17 protein-coding genes and 1 pseudogene are annotated in these 18,225 nt (G+C 58.7%); 15 read left to right on the top strand and 3 right to left on the bottom strand.

The window, feature by feature from the left end; genetic code table 11:
* The first annotated feature begins 28 nt into the window (after window positions 1-28).
* Window positions 29-1,006 carry a hypothetical protein gene (locus VPH40_RS25500; protein WP_152283938.1) on the top strand — a complete coding sequence of 326 codons (978 nt, stop codon included), beginning with the start codon at window positions 29-31 and terminating at the stop codon, window positions 1,004-1,006.
* 511 nt (window positions 1,007-1,517) lie between these two features.
* Here VPH40_RS25500 and VPH40_RS25505 read toward each other — a convergent pair.
* Window positions 1,518-1,976 (bottom strand): hypothetical protein, encoded by a 459-nt coding sequence (locus VPH40_RS25505; RefSeq protein WP_328574853.1) that lies wholly within the window; start codon window positions 1,974-1,976, stop codon window positions 1,518-1,520.
* 406 nt (window positions 1,977-2,382) lie between these two features.
* On the opposite strand from VPH40_RS25505, the gene VPH40_RS25510 reads away from it, so the two are divergent.
* Window positions 2,383-4,326, top strand: a complete 1,944-nt coding sequence (locus VPH40_RS25510) for a hypothetical protein (protein ID WP_328574854.1) — start codon at window positions 2,383-2,385, stop codon at window positions 4,324-4,326.
* Window positions 4,327-4,360: 34 nt separating this feature from the next.
* Entirely contained in the window at window positions 4,361-4,516 is a 156-nt protein-coding gene (locus VPH40_RS25515) for a hypothetical protein (RefSeq protein WP_193317571.1), read from the top strand.
* A gap of 335 nt (window positions 4,517-4,851) precedes the next feature.
* Here VPH40_RS25515 and VPH40_RS25520 read toward each other — a convergent pair.
* Together VPH40_RS25520 and VPH40_RS25525 are read right to left on the bottom strand one after the other, a co-directional pair.
* Window positions 4,852-5,715, bottom strand: a pseudogene (locus tag VPH40_RS25520) (YifB family Mg chelatase-like AAA ATPase); the annotation flags it as partial.
* A gap of 114 nt (window positions 5,716-5,829) precedes the next feature.
* Window positions 5,830-6,078: an accessory factor UbiK family protein gene (locus VPH40_RS25525; protein ID WP_035824443.1), complete on the bottom strand. Its 249-nt coding sequence runs from the start codon at window positions 6,076-6,078 to the stop codon at window positions 5,830-5,832.
* 269 nt (window positions 6,079-6,347) lie between these two features.
* Between VPH40_RS25525 and VPH40_RS25530 the strand changes: the two genes are divergently transcribed.
* From VPH40_RS25530 to VPH40_RS25585, 12 genes are all read left to right on the top strand, one after another.
* Window positions 6,348-7,115: a TorF family putative porin gene (locus VPH40_RS25530; protein WP_099665559.1), complete on the top strand. Its 768-nt coding sequence runs from the start codon at window positions 6,348-6,350 to the stop codon at window positions 7,113-7,115.
* A gap of 11 nt (window positions 7,116-7,126) precedes the next feature.
* A complete protein-coding gene (locus VPH40_RS25535; protein ID WP_010393464.1) occupies window positions 7,127-7,465 on the top strand; it encodes a P-II family nitrogen regulator in 339 nt (112 codons plus the stop codon).
* Window positions 7,466-7,476: 11 nt separating this feature from the next.
* Window positions 7,477-9,015 (top strand): ammonium transporter, encoded by a 1,539-nt coding sequence (locus tag VPH40_RS25540; RefSeq protein ID WP_328574855.1) that lies wholly within the window; start codon window positions 7,477-7,479, stop codon window positions 9,013-9,015.
* Window positions 9,016-9,219: 204 nt separating this feature from the next.
* Window positions 9,220-10,518, top strand: a complete 1,299-nt coding sequence (gene gshA / locus VPH40_RS25545; RefSeq protein WP_077399358.1) for a glutamate--cysteine ligase — start codon at window positions 9,220-9,222, stop codon at window positions 10,516-10,518.
* Window positions 10,519-10,615: 97 nt separating this feature from the next.
* On the top strand, window positions 10,616-11,572 hold the full coding sequence (gene gshB, locus VPH40_RS25550) for a glutathione synthase (protein ID WP_099665557.1): 957 nt from the start codon (window positions 10,616-10,618) through the stop codon (window positions 11,570-11,572).
* Window positions 11,573-11,586: 14 nt separating this feature from the next.
* Window positions 11,587-11,991, top strand: coding sequence for a PTS sugar transporter subunit IIA (locus VPH40_RS25555; RefSeq protein WP_035824452.1), 405 nt, complete (start codon window positions 11,587-11,589; stop codon window positions 11,989-11,991).
* A 92-nt stretch (window positions 11,992-12,083) separates the two neighbouring features.
* Entirely contained in the window at window positions 12,084-12,353 is a 270-nt protein-coding gene (locus VPH40_RS25560; protein WP_034749416.1) for an HPr family phosphocarrier protein, read from the top strand.
* Window positions 12,354-12,397: 44 nt separating this feature from the next.
* Window positions 12,398-14,140, top strand: coding sequence for a phosphoenolpyruvate--protein phosphotransferase (ptsP, locus tag VPH40_RS25565; protein ID WP_328574856.1), 1,743 nt, complete (start codon window positions 12,398-12,400; stop codon window positions 14,138-14,140).
* A 135-nt stretch (window positions 14,141-14,275) separates the two neighbouring features.
* Entirely contained in the window at window positions 14,276-15,475 is a 1,200-nt protein-coding gene (gene metX, locus VPH40_RS25570) for a homoserine O-succinyltransferase MetX (RefSeq protein WP_099665556.1), read from the top strand.
* Window positions 15,472-16,083 (top strand): methionine biosynthesis protein MetW, encoded by a 612-nt coding sequence (gene metW / locus VPH40_RS25575; protein WP_099665555.1) that lies wholly within the window; start codon window positions 15,472-15,474, stop codon window positions 16,081-16,083. The genes metX and metW overlap by 4 nt, the downstream gene beginning before the upstream one ends.
* Window positions 16,083-17,342: an AmpG family muropeptide MFS transporter gene (locus VPH40_RS25580; RefSeq protein WP_328574857.1), complete on the top strand. Its 1,260-nt coding sequence runs from the start codon at window positions 16,083-16,085 to the stop codon at window positions 17,340-17,342. The genes metW and VPH40_RS25580 overlap by 1 nt, the downstream gene beginning before the upstream one ends.
* Window positions 17,323-18,225 carry a M48 family metallopeptidase gene (locus tag VPH40_RS25585; protein WP_328574858.1) on the top strand — a complete coding sequence of 301 codons (903 nt, stop codon included), beginning with the start codon at window positions 17,323-17,325 and terminating at the stop codon, window positions 18,223-18,225. The genes VPH40_RS25580 and VPH40_RS25585 overlap by 20 nt, the downstream gene beginning before the upstream one ends.

Consider the following 18,225-nt stretch of genomic DNA (forward strand, 5'->3'; position numbering starts at 1 on the left):
ACAGATCCCTTAATACAAGGACGGATGGATGATCGATTTGCTACCGATATTGATGAGTGCGACAACCACAATGCAGCAGCGCATGAAGAATTGGTTTGCTGCTTATCCCGCCGGGATGCCGTGGACGATCGTATCGGACTACTGTCTTGGTGATGAGGGTAAAAAGAACGATGTCTTCTCGTTTGTGGTCATCGCCAATCACGACAAGACAGAGAACATCAGTGAATATATTTCGGGAGTCGCACCGCGGGACATCAAGAACATCAGACAAGTACCTCTCGGGTTGATGCAGTATTTAACTTCCCCACAGCCCGTGACGTTCAGCGTATCGTTTGTTATCAACCGAGATTCAGCGCTCTTACGTGACTACCTGCGCGTCGAAGACATGGCAAGCTTTATTCCTGATGCTTGCGAACTTGTGAGAGCTTTGCGTAAGAACTCGCCGGCTAGTTCCTCGGTCAACCCTAGTTACTTTGACGAGGTGCTGAAGCGACTCGGCATTTTTGAGAAGGACTTGGGTCGAAAGCAGATGAACGAGAAGCTGTCGCGCCAGATTCATCTCGCATCGGGATTCGCTGCTACGCTGTTCTATTTGGTAACGAATGCGACCGGAGCGGGCTATCTACGGTGGATTTCGGACCGTGACAAGCTCATTGAGCACAACGATACGATCGTCTACGATCTTGCTTACCTCTATTTCATTCTTATGTCGTCTAGCCGGTCGGGACTCATCCGCAATGAGCAGGGTAATTTCATACTTGACCTGCCCAAGACCCTTTTTGAGCTGCCCGAGAAGACTGGTCAGCACAGATTCGATGCTCTCATCCGATTGCCAGATTACCTGGCAGGGACCCTTGCTGACATTGGTCCAGACATGTCGTACTCGAAAGAGAAGTTTCGCGAAATGTTGCACGGCGTCTTTGTTGACTCGCCAAATAACTGGCTCGTGCATTTGACTTCAAATGGCGAGCGTATCTCTGCGCGTTCCGTCCAATACCGCTCCTGACGCGGGTTCCGTAGGTTTTACCAAAGTTGCAGCATGAAGAAGCTAACTCCAGCGACCAGCGTTAGAAAACGTAATCCGGTGCTAATGCAAGAGGCGCCGGAATGGCTTTGTTGCACAAATCCCCACCAGCAGCCCCTGAATCGAGGCTCAGGTAAACTGGCGCCATGAGTGCACCTGCCAAACCGAAGTATCGAATAGCCAACTGGAACGAGTACAATGCGGCGCTGAAGGCGCGGGGTTCGCTGCTGATCTGACTGCCTGCCATCCACAATGCTGATGAAATGCTTGTCAGGAGCAAAATAATCAATCAACCAGGAGCAGGTTGTGGATGGTCGAGCGCGCCGGTGCCGGATGAACAAAGCTGCGCTGCAAGATGGCTATACCCTAAGGTGAGAGCACCAGAATGAAGTCGGGATGCCGACTCAGAAATTGATAACGATGCACGAATTTTCTGAAAAATGTTACGTTCCGCAGCATGTGTACGCCACCAGAATGTCGCCGCATGTGTATTCTAGACTCGTGCAGATTCAGTAGGTGGTAACTGGAATAAGCGATGGCACTGCCAAAGTGTAGCTATCATCTCTAGGTTTCGCCATAGAAGCTCCGGAGGTAAGCCACTCTGTTGCGCAGCTTGATCCACAGCCATCACAACATTTTGTACCGGCGCCTCTTGAAGGAAATGTACGATATTGGAAATATTTTCTTCAGGTACATCACCGGTCGTCAGAATATTAAGCAAAGTTTCTGGTGTGAGTATTTTTCGGTAACTTACGCTACATGTCTGTGCTGCCATCCATAGCCATTTTCGGGGCTTCAAGGGGACCATGGTAACTGCGTTTAGACCAAGCACATGTGGAAGATCTAATGGGCCAAAGCCTTCCCCTGCGTGGGCCATGAAGTGGGCCTGCGAAATCGTCAAGCCTAAAGTCGAGCAACGTTCTGCAATAGTCTTGAAATCAGCTTTTTTCATCGTTCAAGTATGACATACCAAAAGGGAAGTTCAGAACTTCAAAGATCTCACAGCTACACTAAGCGCCAAGACAAGTTTCCGATTATGAAATTGGGATTTCAGTGATCTAAAACTGGGTCTTGGCGCTCAGCCGTGACTCAGAACAGCCCAAGCTGCTTGTTCTTTGAACGAATAGGCATAGTGGCGTCGAACCAGGTTTGGTCAAAGCGCAACAGCCACCGAAGCGAAGTAGGTGTACCCCACAGGCGCAAACTGTTCCGCCACTAGCACATACACCGACAGCGGCTAGAGATTGAGACTGGTGATTTTTATCAAGGTAGAGAAGCCTGGGATAAATGCCTCTCAAAATAATTACACTTAAGTACGCGACTGACGTACACTAAGGCAATGTTCCCTTGCAGTAACTATGCCTAACTATCAAGAATTTCTTGCTCCGCTTCCGCTTGACGGCCGACTTTGGCTTGTGAAGTACATTGACCAGTTTCATCAAAAGGAACGTGGTAGTGGAACTGTCTCAGTCAATGTTTTGTTGCAGTGTCTGTCTATCACAACTGCTGATCAAATTAGTGAGTTAGAGCCCGATGAAATCAAAAGCATCCTCGGCTTTCGAGCAGGCAGAGACGCTCAGCAAGAGTATGCCTTTGCGCGTATCTTTGCTAGTAGCCTGGTCACCATCAGCATCGGCGATGTCTATTGCGACGGCGTACGTGTTGCGCAGTTACCGGCTCATACTGCGCTGCTATCGCTCTTGCCTGGGCAAAGCGACTCGTTAGAATTCACGATCGGCCAGCCAATTTCCGCCCCTTATGGCTGGCAGGGCGGCAACTATCAGATACTTAACGCTTTCGAGTTTTCGGGCCTGTATCATCATCAGCGAGACAACGTCAATCTGAAGGATTCTCGGGTAGTCGTTCTGCATATGCGTACAACCAAGGGTGTCGACACCTATGTGATACCGCGCACGACTATCTTTAAAGCGTTCTATGCATGCCACAGTGATATCGCCAATGCCTTTCTATCAGGCCCTTGGAGTGACAAGCTAGAAAACGTGATAATGCTCAATGAGACTTCAGGTCTCCTGCAAACCGGTATAGATGATGTAACAGGGGGATGGAACGTCGTCTTAAGACGCGATATCGGACGCCAGTTTGCCGGCCTCCTAGCGGTTTTGTACTTTGATCCGTACGGTCGCGCGCAGGCAAATGCGATTCACACTCAAAGCATCATTGATAGGAAGCGCAAAGAGTTGGAACCGTGGTATGCAAGTGCACGGATCCCTTACCAGGCACTACGCGAGCCGCTTAAGCTTAGAATCAAATGTCTGCCGCTGCGTAGTTGGTACTACAAAGATGAGGAAGAGCAGAATCGTGAAGACAAAAAATATTTCGTAACAGAAATAACTGGTACGTCTTGGCCGTCGCACTATCCGGTGATTGGCCGACATAGTGAGAATGACTCGGAACCTGGTAAGAGCATCGAAAATGTCGATTCGCCACCGCCATTTTCAAGAAGCCAGGCAGTGAAGTTGAGTGACCAGCACACTGTCATACGTTCGGATATAGATGCTAGTGACGATACGTCAAAAACGAAGATTTCAGGCGTCTCAAGTGATTGGCTGGATGGCGGTCCTACCTACGTCAATTTACTCAAGGAATACAGCAAACGGCACGCCGGACGACCTGCTGGTCCGTTTAGTGAAGAGGATGGGCGCGAAGTGTCAACCGGCGTGCGCAACAGGTCTAAGAAATCTGGACCGCGCGGTGAAGCCTCCGCTGTCATGCGGCAGGAGAATGATCGCCTGAAGACTATGCTAGATAGCCTGCTCAGGCTAAAGGATTCTTACTTTTTAACGTCAGTCTCACTTGTCAAACCTCGACGTGATGGGCAAGCAGAAACCCGTAACGGACATCAGTGTTGGCGCTTTATTGACGACGCATCTCTTAAAGCAGGGAAATTGCGTCCTAGAGGTGGCTGGCCCACTATATATGATCGTCCTCGGGATCGACATACCGCTCATTACCGCACAGCATTGGTTCTGAAGCTGGAGTTTAAAGAAGAGTTTTACCACTGGATTGAGATTGAGGCACGGACCAGCGATACCTATAAATCTGTGCTGATAAAAGCGCCTTCATCCGGACGTATTGCCGCCATTGAAAAAGCCTTGTCAGCAATTGCCTTGGCAGAAGGTAGGCGGCTCGACGAAAGACTACCACCAGCTTTTGACGGTGATGATATCGGTTTTCAGACATATGAGCATGAGAAGGAAAAAGGCTCTCCCCTGCTTTCAGAGTCCAAGTTGAAGGATTTTTTCCTTAAGAGTGCCATTCGATTAAGACATGTGGCAAATTAGACGTGGCACTTCGACGCATCATTCTGGGGACTGGATGTACTTCGCAGCCGTCGTTACCGGCATAGCGATCTTCTGCTCGATTATCGGCAACGGCTTCTGGAATTACGTCAGCCGCGTCTTGCCGCTCACGCTGATCGGGCAAATGATCGTGTTCGAGACCCTGTTCGCCGCCTTCTATGGTTTTTTGTGAGAACAGCGTTGGCCAACAGGTGCCGAAAGTGCAGCGATGGCGTTGCTTGTGGCAGGTGTTGCCGCGTGCGGTTTGGCGCATCGTCCGAAGACAGCACCGCAGCCCGATGCCTGCGAGATAAAGACTTCTTCGTACAGAGAGCCTGTAATGCGGCATGAGACTTGATGTCTGCTATGGTGCGGACCTGTTCACTTGCCGTGCAGCTGTTCAAAGCATTGGGCTTTGCGCTGACGCGCCGCAAACAACTATGTCGGCAGAAAATGGTGCCGTTTAGTAGTCGCCGAGCCCAGTCGTTCTTTTACTTGTTATATTCGCGTTTTTAAATGTAATTGACAGCCGCCGCCCACCAGGGCTACGCCGGACGCCGTCTGGTGCGGGGCGCGGTAGGGCCGCCGTTTCCAATGCTCCACCTTGAAGTGGCTGCCCAGCGAATGCACGGCCGCCGATTCCAGCGCCTCTTCATCGCTCATGGGCGGCAGCACGCCAGGGAAGCGGCTGGCCAGCATGGTCTTGCCTGCGCCCGGTGGTCCCACCATCAGGATGTTGTGACCGCCCGCTGCCGCCACTTCCAGTGCGCGTCGTGCCTGCAGCTGCCCTTGCACGTCGGCAAAGTCGGGATAGGGAAAAGCGTGCGGTGCCAGCACGGGCTGGTGGCGTTGCAGGGCAGTCTGGCTGGCGTGCCTGGCAAAATGCGCACAGACCTCGAGCAGGCTGTGGGCGGGATAGATGCAGGCATCGCTGACGAGAGCCGCCTCGTCCGCGTTCGCCTGCGGCAGGATGAAGGCGCGTGGCGTGCCCGACTGGCTGCGCTGCATGGCAAAGGTCATGGCCAGGGCGCCGCGGATGGGACGCAACTGGCCAGACAGCGACAGTTCGCCCGCGAATTCATAGTGCTGTAATTGGTCGCCCGGCAACTGGCCGGAGGCAGCCAGGATGCCCAGTGCGATGGGCAAGTCGAAGCGGCCCGATTCCTTGGGCAAGTCTGCCGGCGCCAGATTGGCCGTGATGCGCCGCGCCGGCATCTCGAAGCCGCAGTTTTGCAACGCGGCACGCACACGGTCGCGCGACTCCTTCACTTCCGTATCCGGCAGGCCGACAATCGTAAACGAAGGCAAGCCATTGGCAAGGTGGACTTCGACACTTACCTCGGGCGCCTCCATGCCGGCCAGGGCGCGGCTTTTCAGGACGGCCAGGCTCATCAGACTCCCCTGTAGCGCGGACGCGGGCAGGATCAGTCTAGCGCTTGAAAAGGTGTGAGGCTTGAGGTATGCCAGCAAGGTCGCCGATTACGGCGCCCTGCGTGCAGCAGCGGTTCAGGCTTTTGGATCGTTCAGGCGCGTTTCCAGTTCGATCAGACGCAATTCCAGTGCATCCAGTTTGGCACGGGTCTTGGCCAGCACTTGCGCCTGGATATCGAATTCCTCGCGCGTGACGAGATCGAGGCGGGCGAAGCCCTGGGTCATCATCGATTTCACATTTTTCTCGATATCCTTGGCCGGCGAGTTTTCGATGGCTTGATGGATCTTGCCCTGCAAGTCGTTAAAGAAGGTATTCATGTCCATGGTCAGTCCTTTTATGGTGCGGCCTGTGCATCGCACCATTGCGGTGCACAGCAGCGTTAATCTGGTGCGAAACTGGGCGCTTCATTGTGCTTCAGCAGTCCGTTGCCGCATTCCTGGCCGTGTGCAGGGTATGTATGGACGGAAATGCACCTGTCAAGGTGGCAATAGAGCTGGCACGTATTCTGCTAAAGAAGGTATGAACGCTTTGTGATCTCCAGCCAAGATTTTAAACCTCAACCGCTTTAAAAGTTCAATAAAAGGGAATCGCCATGAAGAATCTGTCCAAGAACATGACTTTAGCTGCAGCGTTGACGCTGGCCATGACCGCCTTGTGCGGTAGCGCCATGGCCCAGGATGCAGTGGCGGCGCCTGCTGTGGCCGAAGCGGTACCTGATAACGTGGTGAGCTACAACGTGGCGCTGACCAGCGATTACCGTTACCGCGGCATCTCGCAAAGCCGCTTGAACCCGGCCATCAGCGGCGGTGCCGACTATACCCATAACCCGACGGGCCTGTATGTGGGCACCTGGCTGTCGAGCATCAAATGGATCAAGGACGGCGGCGGCGATACCAATCTGGAATGGGATATCTACGGCGGCAAGCGGGGCGAGATCAGCAAGGATTTTACCTATGACGTGGGCGGCCTGTACTACTTCTACCCATCGAATGGACTGAGCACCAATGCCAACACCTTCGAGCTGTACGGCCAGCTGGGTTATGGCCCCGCGTACATCAAGTACTCGCATTCGACCACCAATCTGTTCGGCGTGGCCGACAGCAAGAACAGCGGCTACCTCGACGTGGGCGCCAACGTCGAGGTGCACGACGGTTACATCTTGAATCTGCACGCCGGGCGCCAGAAGGTAGAACACAACGATTCCCTCAGCTACAGCGATTACAAGATCGGCGTGACCAAGGACTTCGGCATGGCGACCGTTGCCCTGGCGGTCGTCAAGGCCAATATCGTATCGCTGGCACCGAATGGCAAGAATCTGGCGAAATCCGGTCTCGTGCTGACCGTATCGAAAACCTTTTAAGCGAGACAGCCATGAAAATGATTACTGCAATCATTAAACCGTTCAAACTGGACGAAGTACGCGAAGCTTTGTCGGCTATCAATGTGCAAGGCATTACCGTCACGGAAGTCAAGGGTTTCGGCCGCCAGAAAGGTCACACGGAACTCTACCGTGGCGCCGAGTATGTCGTTGATTTCTTGCCAAAAACCAAGATTGAAGCGGCCGTCGATGACGCCATTGTCGACCAGGCCATCGAAGCGATCGAAGGCGCCGCGCGTACCGGTAAAATCGGTGATGGCAAGATTTTCGTCTACAACCTGGAACAGGTCATCCGCATCCGTACCGGTGAAACCGGCAACGAAGCGCTCTAAGGGGAATATTGATGCATAAAAATATAACAAAATTGCTAGCCGGGATAGCCTGTCTGTGTGCGTTTGGCGTCGCCACGCCGAGCTTTGCCGATGCGCCCGCCAAGACGGAGGCGGCCACGACCGCGGCCGTTGCCGCCCCGGCCGTGACGCCCGTGCCTGACGCAGCCGCACCGGCTGCCGCCGCTCCGGCCCCGGCCGTTGCCGCGCCAGCCGCCGCGCCCGTTGCCAACAAGGGCGACACCAGTTTCATGATGATCAGCACCTTGCTGGTGATCTTGATGACGATCCCCGGCCTGGCCCTGTTCTACGGCGGCCTGGTGCGTTCGAAAAACATGCTGTCGGTGCTGATGCAGGTGTTCATGGTGTTCGCGCTGGTCATCGTCCTGTGGTGCATCTACGGCTACTCGATTGCCTTCACGGAAAAAACCGCCTTCTTCGGTGGCTTCGACCGCCTGTTCCTGAACGGCATCTGGGATCCGGCCAAGGGCACGTTTGCCGCCGCCGCCACCTTCAGCAAGGGCGTCGTCATTCCCGAGTTCGTCTTCGTCGCTTTCCAGGGCACGTTTGCCGCCATCACATGCGCGCTGATCGTCGGCGCCTTTGCCGAGCGCGCCAAGTTTGCCGCCGTGCTGGCCTTCGTCGTGCTGTGGTTCACGTTTGCCTACCTGCCAGCGGCCCACATGGTGTGGTTCTGGACCGGTCCTGACCTGATCACCAATGCCGCCACCTCGGCCAGCGAAGCCTTGAAGGCGGGTTGGATCTGGCAAAAAGGCGCGCTGGACTTCGCCGGCGGCACCGTGGTGCACATCAACGCCGCTGTCGCCGGCCTGGTGGGGGCCATCATGATCGGCAAGCGCGTCGGTTACGGCCGCGAATCGATGGCGCCGCACTCGCTGACGATGACCATGATCGGCGCTTCGCTGCTGTGGGTGGGCTGGTTCGGTTTCAATGCCGGTTCCTCGCTGGAAGCAGGCGACGTGGCGGCTTTGGCCTTCGTCAATACCTTGCTGGCAACGGCTGCCGCCACCCTGTCGTGGGTATTTGGCGAGTGGATTTCCAAGGGCAAGCCTTCCATGCTCGGTGGCGCGTCCGGCGCCGTGGCCGGCCTGGTGGCGATCACCCCGGCGGCCGGCTTTGTCGGCCCGATGGGCGGCCTGGTCATCGGCTTGCTGGCCGGTGTCGTCTGCCTGTGGGGCGTGAATGGCCTGAAACGCCTGATCGGCGCCGACGATTCGCTCGACGTATTCGGCGTGCATGGCGTGGGCGGTATCCTGGGCGCCTTGCTGACGGGTGTGTTTGCTGCACCACAACTGGGCGGCCAGGGCATCTTCGACTATGTCACCAACAAGATGTCGGCGGATCCGTACTCGATCGGCCACCAGGTGTGGGTGCAGGCGCAAGCGGTCGGCACCACCATCGTCTGGTCGGCCCTGGTTTCCCTCGTTGCCTATAAACTGGTCGACATCGTCATCGGCCTGCGCGTACCGGAAGAGGAAGAGCGCGAAGGCCTCGATATCACCAGCCACGGCGAGCAAGCGTATCATGGCTAAATAGCAATTGTCTGGCATGCCAGCGCCCCGGCGCGGCATGTCCTGCTGGAAAAGGCGCCTCATTGAGGCGCCTTTTTTTCGTTATGGGAATGGAAAAGGTCTTTAAAACAAGGCTTTTGCCCCGATTTGGGGTACTTACACGGTAATATAGTCGGCAGTTCTGTGTGCTTTTTTGAATACTGCACATAATTTAAGGATGTAACTATGGTTCCCCATCTCGTCACGGCCCTGACCGGACCGCTGCTCGACCTCGAAAAAAAGATTCTGGCCGCGACGCCGGCCATTGAGCGCTGGTTTCGCATGGAGTGGCAAGAGCACACGCCGCCCTTCTATTGCTCGGTAGACTTGCGTAATGCGGGCTACAAGCTGGCGCCCGTCGATACCAATCTGTTCCCTGGCGGTTTCCACAACCTGGCGACGGAAATGCTGCCCTTGTCCGTGCAGGCGGCCATGGCCGCCATCGACAAGTATTGCCCGGATGCCCGCAACCTGCTGATCGTGCCGGAATTGCACAACACCACGCCGCAATACCTGCAGAACGTGGCGCGCCTGATGCAGATATTCCGCCAGACGGGGCTGCACGTGCGCTTCGGCTCGTGGTCGCCCGACATCACCCAGCCGACACCGTTGGCGTTGCCAGATGGCAACATGCTCGTCATCGAGCCCCTCGTGCGCCTGAACAATGGCCGCCGCCTGGGCTTGAAGGATTTCGACCCGTGCACGATTCTGCTGAATAACGACTTGTCGGACGGCATTCCCGATATCTTGCAAAATATTCATGAGCAAAGCCTGCTGCCGCCCTTGCATGCGGGCTGGGCCTTGCGCCGCAAGAGCAACCACTACACGGCCTACGATGAAGTGGTGAAAAAATTCGGCAAGATGATCGATGTCGACCCGTGGATGCTCAACCCCTTCCACGCCAAGTGCAGCGACGTGAACTTCCAGGAAGGCGAGGGCGAAGATGCGCTGGCCGCCAGCGTCGACGTGCTGCTGGCCAAGATCCGCAAGAAATACAAGGAATACGGCATCAAGGAAAAGCCCTTCGTCATCGTCAAGCCCGATGCGGGCACGTATGGCACGGGCATCATGACGGTGCGCGACGCCAGCGAAGTGCGCGACCTGTCGCGCAAGCAGCGCGACAAGATGTCCATCGTCAAGGACGGCAAGGTTGTCACCGACGTCATCATCCAGGAAGGCGTGCCCACGTTTGAAAGCATCAAGGATGCCGTGGCCGAGCCTGTCGTCTACATGATCGACCGCTACGTGGTGGGCGGCTTCTACCGCGTGCACGCGGAAAAGGGCGTGGACCAGAACCTGAACGCGCCCGGCTCGCAGTACGTGCCGCTGGCATTTGCCCAGCAGCATGCCGTGCCGGACTTGAAGGCCAAGCCGGGCACGGCCGCGCCGAACCGCTTCTATGTGTATGGCGTGGTGGCGCGCCTGGCCTTGCTGGCCGCGTCGCTGGAAATGGAGCGCACGGACCCGAATCCCGAGGTGTATTGATCCATCCCTGCGGCTTGCCAGGCGCGGTGACTACCGCGCCTGGCGATCTCGGCTAGAATCAAGCATTCCTTATCCAGGCTCCCCGATTGGACGCACCATGAAAATTGCATTCCTTGCCGACCCGCTGGCAGGCTTCAAGACTTACAAAGATTCCACCTTCGCCATGATGCGCGAGGCGGCCAAACGCGGCCACGCCGTGTACGCCTTCGAACAGAAGGACATGGCGCTGGAAGAGGGCATCGTCACGGCGCGGGTACAGCATATCGAGCTGACGGGCGACGAGCACGACTGGTACAAGGTCGTTTCCACCGAAGAAGTGCGCCTGTCGACCCTGGACGCCATCATCGAGCGCAAGGACCCGCCGTTCGACATGGAGTACGTGTACGGCACGTATCTGCTGGAACTGGCGGAAAAGCAGGGCGCGCACGTCTTCAACAAGCCGTCCGCCATCCGCGACAACAATGAAAAGCTGGCCATTGCCCAGTTTTCCGAATTCACTTCGCCGACCCTGGTGACGTCGAACGAAGCGCGCCTGCGCGCCTTCCACGCCAAGCACCAGGACGTCATCTTCAAGCCGCTTGACGGCATGGGCGGCACGGGCATCTTCCGTGTCAAGGCCGACGGCCTGAACCTGGGCGCCATCATCGAGACCCTGAGCGAGAATGGCGCGCAGACCATCATGGCGCAGCGGTTTATCCCCGACATCGTCAAGGGCGACAAGCGCATCCTCGTCATCGGCGGCAAGCCGGTGCCGTTTTCGCTGGCGCGCATCCCGCAGGCGGGCGAAGTCCGGGGCAACCTGGCCGCCGGCGGCACGGGCGTGGCGCAACCCTTGACGGCGCGCGACCTGGAAATCGCGGAAAAGCTGGGCCCGATCCTGGCCGCGCGTGGCCTGATGCTGGTAGGATTGGACGTGATCGGCGACTATCTGACGGAAGTCAATGTCACCAGCCCGACTTGCTTCCAGGAAATCATGCAGCAGACGGGCTTTGACGTGGCGGCCATGTTTGTCGACGCCGTCGAGCATGGCGTTGCGCAAGCGCAGCAGCGCTAGAAGGTGAAATGACTATGGTAGGGATTTTGCTCATGACACATGCACCGCTGGGACAGGCCTTCATCGCCGCCTGCGCGCATGTGTTTCGCGGGCCAACGGAACGGTTTGAAGCCATCGACGTCGTCGCCGACCAGGACCTGGCGGAAGTGCAAAAGCTGGCGTCGGACGCCATCTGCCGCCTCGACGACGGCTCCGGCGTGCTGGTGATTACCGACGTGAAGGGCGGCACGCCGTCGAACTGCTGCAACAAGCTGGCCGATGCGGGGCGGGTGGAAGTCATCGCCGGCATCAGCCTGCCGATGCTGCTGCGCGCCATCACGTATCGCCGCGACACGCTCGACGTGGTGGTGGAGATGGCGCTGGCCGGTGCGCAAAGCGGCGCCGTGCGCGTCGATAACCGCATCCGCGTGGGAGAATAAGGAAGTGCATGGCCGCCGCCCTGAAGGCGGCGGTTTTTATAGGCCAAGATTGTCATCAGCGTAGTGCATTCAGGGATAGAGACCATACAAAAATGATTCAAAGAGAACTCGAAATCATCAACAAGCTGGGATTGCACGCACGCGCCTCCGCCAAATTTACCCAGCTCGCCGCCAAGTTCAAGAGCGACGTCTGGCTGACCCGCAACGCGCGCCGCATCAACGCCAAGTCCATCATGGGCGTGATGATGCTGGCCGCCGGCAAGGGCGCAAAAGTGACCCTGGAAGCCGAGGGCGATGATGAGCAGGCATGTGTCGATGCGCTCACCGCCCTGATTAATGACAGGTTTGGCGAAGGCGAGTAATGCCCGCCGAACGCAGCCGCAGCCGCATTCCGACAGGTCACCCCATGGCATCTTTCACGCTCCACGGCATCCCGGTCTCCCGCGGCATCGCCATTGGCCGCGCGCATCTGCTGGCGCCGGCCGCCCTTGACGTCAAACACTACCTGGTCGCCCAGGAACAGATCGAAGCGGAAGTCCAGCGTTTGCAAAACGCCATCGCCGCCGTCCACAAGGAGCTGCAAACCCTGTGGAACGAGCTGCCGAAGGACGCCCCCACGGAACTGGGCGCGTTCATCGACGTGCATGCGCTGATCCTGTCGGACCCGATGATCGCCGAAGCGCCGCTCGACATCATCCGTTCGCGCCACTACAACGCCGAATGGGCGCTGTTGACGCAAATTGATGAATTGTCGGCGCAGTTCGACGAAATCGAAGACCCGTATTTGCGCGAACGCAAGGCCGACATCCAGCAAGTGGCCGAACGCGTGCTGAAGGTCTTGCTGGGCACGGAACAGCTGCTGCCGAAAGCGGCCGCCGACGATGAATTGCTGGCGCAGATGATCGTCGTCGCCCACGATATCTCGCCGGCCGACATGCTGCAGTTCCGCGACCGCTCCTTCATTGGCTTCATCACCGACGTGGGCGGTCAGAACTCGCACACGGCCATCGTCGCGCGCAGCCTGGATATCCCGGCGGCCGTCGGCATGTCGCAGGCGTCGATGCTGATCGAGCAGGACGACTGGCTGATTATCGACGGCGACGCGGGCGTGGTGATCGCCAACCCCAGTCCCCTGGTGCTGGAGCAGTACCGCGAGCGCCAGGTGGCCATGCAGCGCGCGCGCAAGAAGCTGGGCAAGCTGAAAAAGACGCCGGCCGTCACCAAGTGCGGCACCCCGATTACCCTGCTGGCGAATATCGAACTGCCCGAGGATTGCCCGTTCGCGCTGGAATCGGGCGCCAGCGGCGTGGGCCTGTTCCGCTCCGAATTCCTGTTCATGGGCCGCGCGCACAAGATTCCCACCGAGGACGAGCAGTTCGAGGCTTACCGCAACACGGTGCAATCGATGAAAGGGCGCGTGGTGACCATCCGCACGCTCGACATCGGCGCCGACAAGCCGCTCGACCAGTCCGACCATACGGCCTTGAATCCCGCCCTGGGCTTGCGCGCCATCCGCTACTGCCTGGCCGAGCCGCAGCTGTTCCTGACGCAGCTGCGCGCCATTTTGCGCGCCTCCGCCTTCGGCAAGGTGCGCATCCTGATTCCCATGCTGGCGCATGCGTTCGAGATCGACCAGTCGCTGGCCATGATCGCGCAAGCGAAGGCCAGCCTGCGCGAGGACGGCGTCAAGTTCGACGACGAGGTCGAAGTGGGCGCCATGATCGAGATTCCCGCCGCCGCGCTGGCCCTGCCCATGTTCGTCAAGCGCATGGATTTCCTGTCGATCGGCACGAATGACCTGATCCAGTACACGCTGGCCATCGACCGCGTCGACTATGAAGTGGCGCATTTGTACAATCCGCTGCACCCGGCCGTGCTGCAACTGATCTCCATGACGATCGCCGCCGGCCACAAGGCGGGCATCGACGTGGCAGTCTGCGGCGAGATGGCGGGCGACGTGAAGCTCACGCGCTTGCTGCTGGGCATGGGCTTGCGCGAGTTTTCCATGCATCCGGCGCAGCTGTTGGCGGTCAAGCAAGAGATCCTCAACAGCGATCTTGGCCTGATTGCGCCACAAATGCGAAAAATTATGCGTTCCATGGAACCAAATGTGATCGCGGAAGCTGTCCAGCAACTGCAGCTCATGTAAACTGTCACCTTATCAGCATCAGGACACCTCGCGCGCGGCAAGAGGTGTCCTGATGCTAAAGTTGCAGCACCTATCATCGCGGTGCTGCATCGACCATGGCCCGTGGGGCCGCCCCCCTTTTATAAACCGACACACATGTCATCCATTGGAATTGTTTCGCCGCAAACCATGTATTTTGCGCAACCCTTGCAGCTGCAAAGCGGAGCATCGCTGCAAGACTATATGTTGATGTATGAAACCTACGGCACCCTGAACGCCGACAAATCGAATGCGGTGCTGGTCTGCCACGCCCTGAACGCCTCGCACCACGTGGCCGGCGTCTACGCCGACGAGCCGAAAAGCACGGGCTGGTGGGACAATATGGTGGGACCGGGCAAGCCGCTCGACACCAACAAATTCTTCGTCATCGGCGTCAACAACCTGGGTTCCTGCTTCGGTTCGACGGGCCCCATGCACACCAATCCCGCCACCGGCAAGCCGTATGGCGCCTCCTTCCCCGTCGTCACGGTGGAAGACTGGGTCAGCGCGCAGGCGCGCCTGGCCGATGAACTGGGCATCACGCAGTTCGCCGCCGTGATGGGCGGCTCGCTGGGCGGCATGCAGGCGCTGGCGTGGAGCATCATGTTCCCCGAGCGCCTGCGCCACTGCGTGGTGATCGCCTCGACGGCCAAGCTGTCGGCGCAAAACATCGCTTTCAACGATGTGGCACGCCAGGCCATCCTGTCCGACCCCGATTACCATGGTGGCGACTTCTATGCCCACGGCGTGGTGCCGAAGAACGGCTTGCGCGTGGCGCGCATGGTGGGCCATATCACCTATCTGTCGAATGACGACATGGCCGAGAAATTCGGCCGCAAGCTGCGCGATGCGGCGCAGACGGGCGATTACAAGTTCGGCTTCGGCATCGACTTCGAGATCGAATCGTATTTGCGCTACCAGGGCGACAAATTCTCCGAATACTTCGACGCCAACACGTATCTGTTGATCACCAAGGCGCTCGATTATTTCGACCCGGCGCGCGCGCACGGCGGCGACCTGGCCAAGGCCCTGTCGGGCACCAAGGCCAAGTTCTTCCTCGCCTCGTTTTCCACCGACTGGCGCTTCTCGCCCGAGCGCAGCCGCGAAATCGTCGAAGCGCTCGTCTGCAACCGCCGCCAGGTCACGTATGCGGAAATCGACGCGCCGCACGGCCACGACGCCTTCCTGCTGGAAGATGCGCGCTACATGAACATGGTGCGCGCCTACTATGGCCAGGTATGGAACGACATCGGGGCGGGCTTGCCCGCTCCTGCACAGCACACCGCCGTCCGCCAGGGCGCGAAGGAGACCGCATGACTTTTGACGAATTGAGCGCGCTGCGCCCCGACCTGGCCTTCATCGCCCACTGGGTGCCGGACAACGCGCATGTGCTGGACGTGGGCTGCGGCGACGGCGTGATGCTGCAGTACCTGCAAAGCGACAAGGAGTGCAGCGGTTACGGCATCGAGATCGCCGACGACAAGGTATTGGCCAGTACTTTGCGCGGCGTCAATGTGATCCAGCAGGACATGGAAAAGGGCCTGGCCGTCTTTGGCGACAACAGCTTCGATACGGTGCTGTGCCTGTCGTCCCTGCAGATGATGAAGCAGGTCGAGCCGCTGCTGCGCGACATCGTGCGCGTGGGCGCCGAAGCCATCGTCTCGTTCCCCAACTTCGCCTACTGGCCGCACCGCGTGGCATTGCTGAAAGGGCGCATGCCCGTGTCGAAATCGTTGCCCTACCAGTGGTACGACACGCCCAACGTGCGCTGCGCAACGATCAACGACTTCCGCGAACTGGCCGAGGAATGCGGCCTGGAAGTGATCGAATGCGTGGCCCTGGCCGAAGGCAAGATGGTTTCCGTGCTGCCGAACCTGCGCGGCGACCTGGCCGTCTTCCGCCTGCGTAAAAAAGCGGTGCATTGATGACCACAATCCCGGCGCCAGGCTGGCGTTCCTATGCCAATGGCCGCATGCTGGCCGTGCTGGTGCTGGGCTTCAGTTCCGGCCTGCCCCTGTTCATCCTGCTGTATCTGCTGCAGGCATGGCTGGCCAAGTCGGGATTGAACGTCAAGGCGCTGGGGCTGTTCGCCCTGGTGCAGTTCCCGTATATCTGGAAATTCCTGTGGGCGCCCCTGATGGACCGCTACCGCATCCTGGGCCTGGGACGCCGGCGCGGCTGGATGGCCCTGACGCAGGTGGCGCTGTTCTTTTCCATCGGCGGCATGGGCATGCTCGATCCGCTCACGCAGATCGGGCTGATCGCGGCCGCTGCCGGCGGCGTGGCCTTTCTGTCTGCCAGCCAGGATATCGTCATCGACGCCTACCGGCGCGAAATCCTCAGCGATAACGAGCAGGGCCTGGGCGCCGCCGTCATCGTCAACGCGTACAAGGTGGCGGGCATGGTGCCGGGCGCGCTGTCGCTGATCCTGGCCGACCGCATGCCGTGGCAGCCCGTGTTCTGGATCACGGCCGCCTTCATGCTGCCTGGCCTCGTGTGCACCCTGCTGATCAGGGAGCCGACCGTGTATGGCTCGCCGCCGAAGACCATGCGCGAAGCGATCATCTTGCCATTCCAGGAATTCATCGCGGGTGATGGTTGGCGTAACGCAATGTGGATTCTCGCTTTCGTATTACTCTATAAAATCGGCGACAGCATGGCGACGGCGCTGGCGACGAAGTTTTATCTGGACCTGGGCTTTTCCATGACGCAGATCGGCCTGGCCGCCAACACCACGGGTTTCTGGGCCAGCCTGGCCGGCGGCGTGGTGGGCGGCGTGTGGATGCTCAAGCTGGGTATCAACCGGGGCCTGTGGGTGTTTGGCGCGCTGCAGGCGATCGCGATTCTGGGATTCGCCTGGCTGGCGCAGGTGGGGCCGAACACCATGCTATTGAGCGCCGTGATCGGTTTTGAAGCTTTCGCCAGCCTGGGCCTGGGCGCGGCCGCCTTTGTCGCGTTCCTGTCGCGCACCACGGACCCGCGCTACACGGCCACGCAATATGCGCTGTTTTCCAGCCTGAGCGCCGTGCCGCGCACCCTGATCAATGCCTCGGTGGGCTTCCTGGTCGCCGAGCTGGGCTGGTTCTCGTTTTTCATCGTGTGCTTCTTCCTGGCCTTCCCGGCCATGATGATGCTGCCTAAAATCGCTCCATGGAGGTCTGCCAATGGCACCAATATCCCTTAAACGTTACACCGCCCTGGCCAGCCTGTGCGCGGTCACGGCGCTGGCGCCCCTGTCCGTCCACGCCCAGCAGGCGACGGTACAGGATGGCATCAAGGTGCGTCCCTTGTCGACGTCGCGCATCTTTGCCGGCGGCACCGATTTCAATGCGGAATCGAAGCAGCAATATACGCAGCTGGTCAACGAAGCGAAGGAAAAAAATGCGCTGGTGCCGGACAGCGATCCGCAAGTGAAACGCCTGCGCGCCATCGCCCAGCGCATCATCCCGTTTGCCACGCGCTGGAACGACGCGGCGGCCAACTGGAACTGGCAGATCAATCTGCTCAACTCGGACGAGGTCAACGCCTTTTGCATGCCGGGCGGGCAAATCGCTTTTTACAGCGGGATCATCACCAAACTGAACCTGACCGACGATGAAGTGGCCGTCGTCATGGGCCATGAAATTTCGCACGCCTTGCGCGAACACTCGCAAGCGCAGGCTGGCAAGGGCAACCTGGCCGCCGTCGGCTCGAAGCTGGTGGGCGCCGGCCTGTCGGCCTGGCTCGGCGTCGACCCGAATCTGACCAGCACCGCCACGAACATGGCGGCCAAGGGCGTGATGCTGAAGTTCTCGCGCGACGATGAACGTGAAGCGGACCTGATCGGCATGGACCTGGCCGCGCGCGCCGGTTTCGATCCGCGCGCCGGCGTCGTGCTGTGGCAGAAGATGGCTGCCGTGAGCGCGGGCGCGCCGCCGGAATTCCTCTCGACTCACCCGTCGGGCAAGGACCGCATCTCGCAGATGAACAGCCACATGGCGCAAGTGCTGCCGCTGTATGCGCGCAGCAAGGGCGTCAGCGTGGACGCCTTGCCGCCATACCGCAGCAACGCCATCGCGCAGCGCTAG

Origin of the sequence: Janthinobacterium sp. P210005, from assembly GCF_036231865.1 — a bacterium.
Classification (GTDB): Bacteria; Pseudomonadota; Gammaproteobacteria; order Burkholderiales; family Burkholderiaceae_D; genus Janthinobacterium; species Janthinobacterium kumbetense.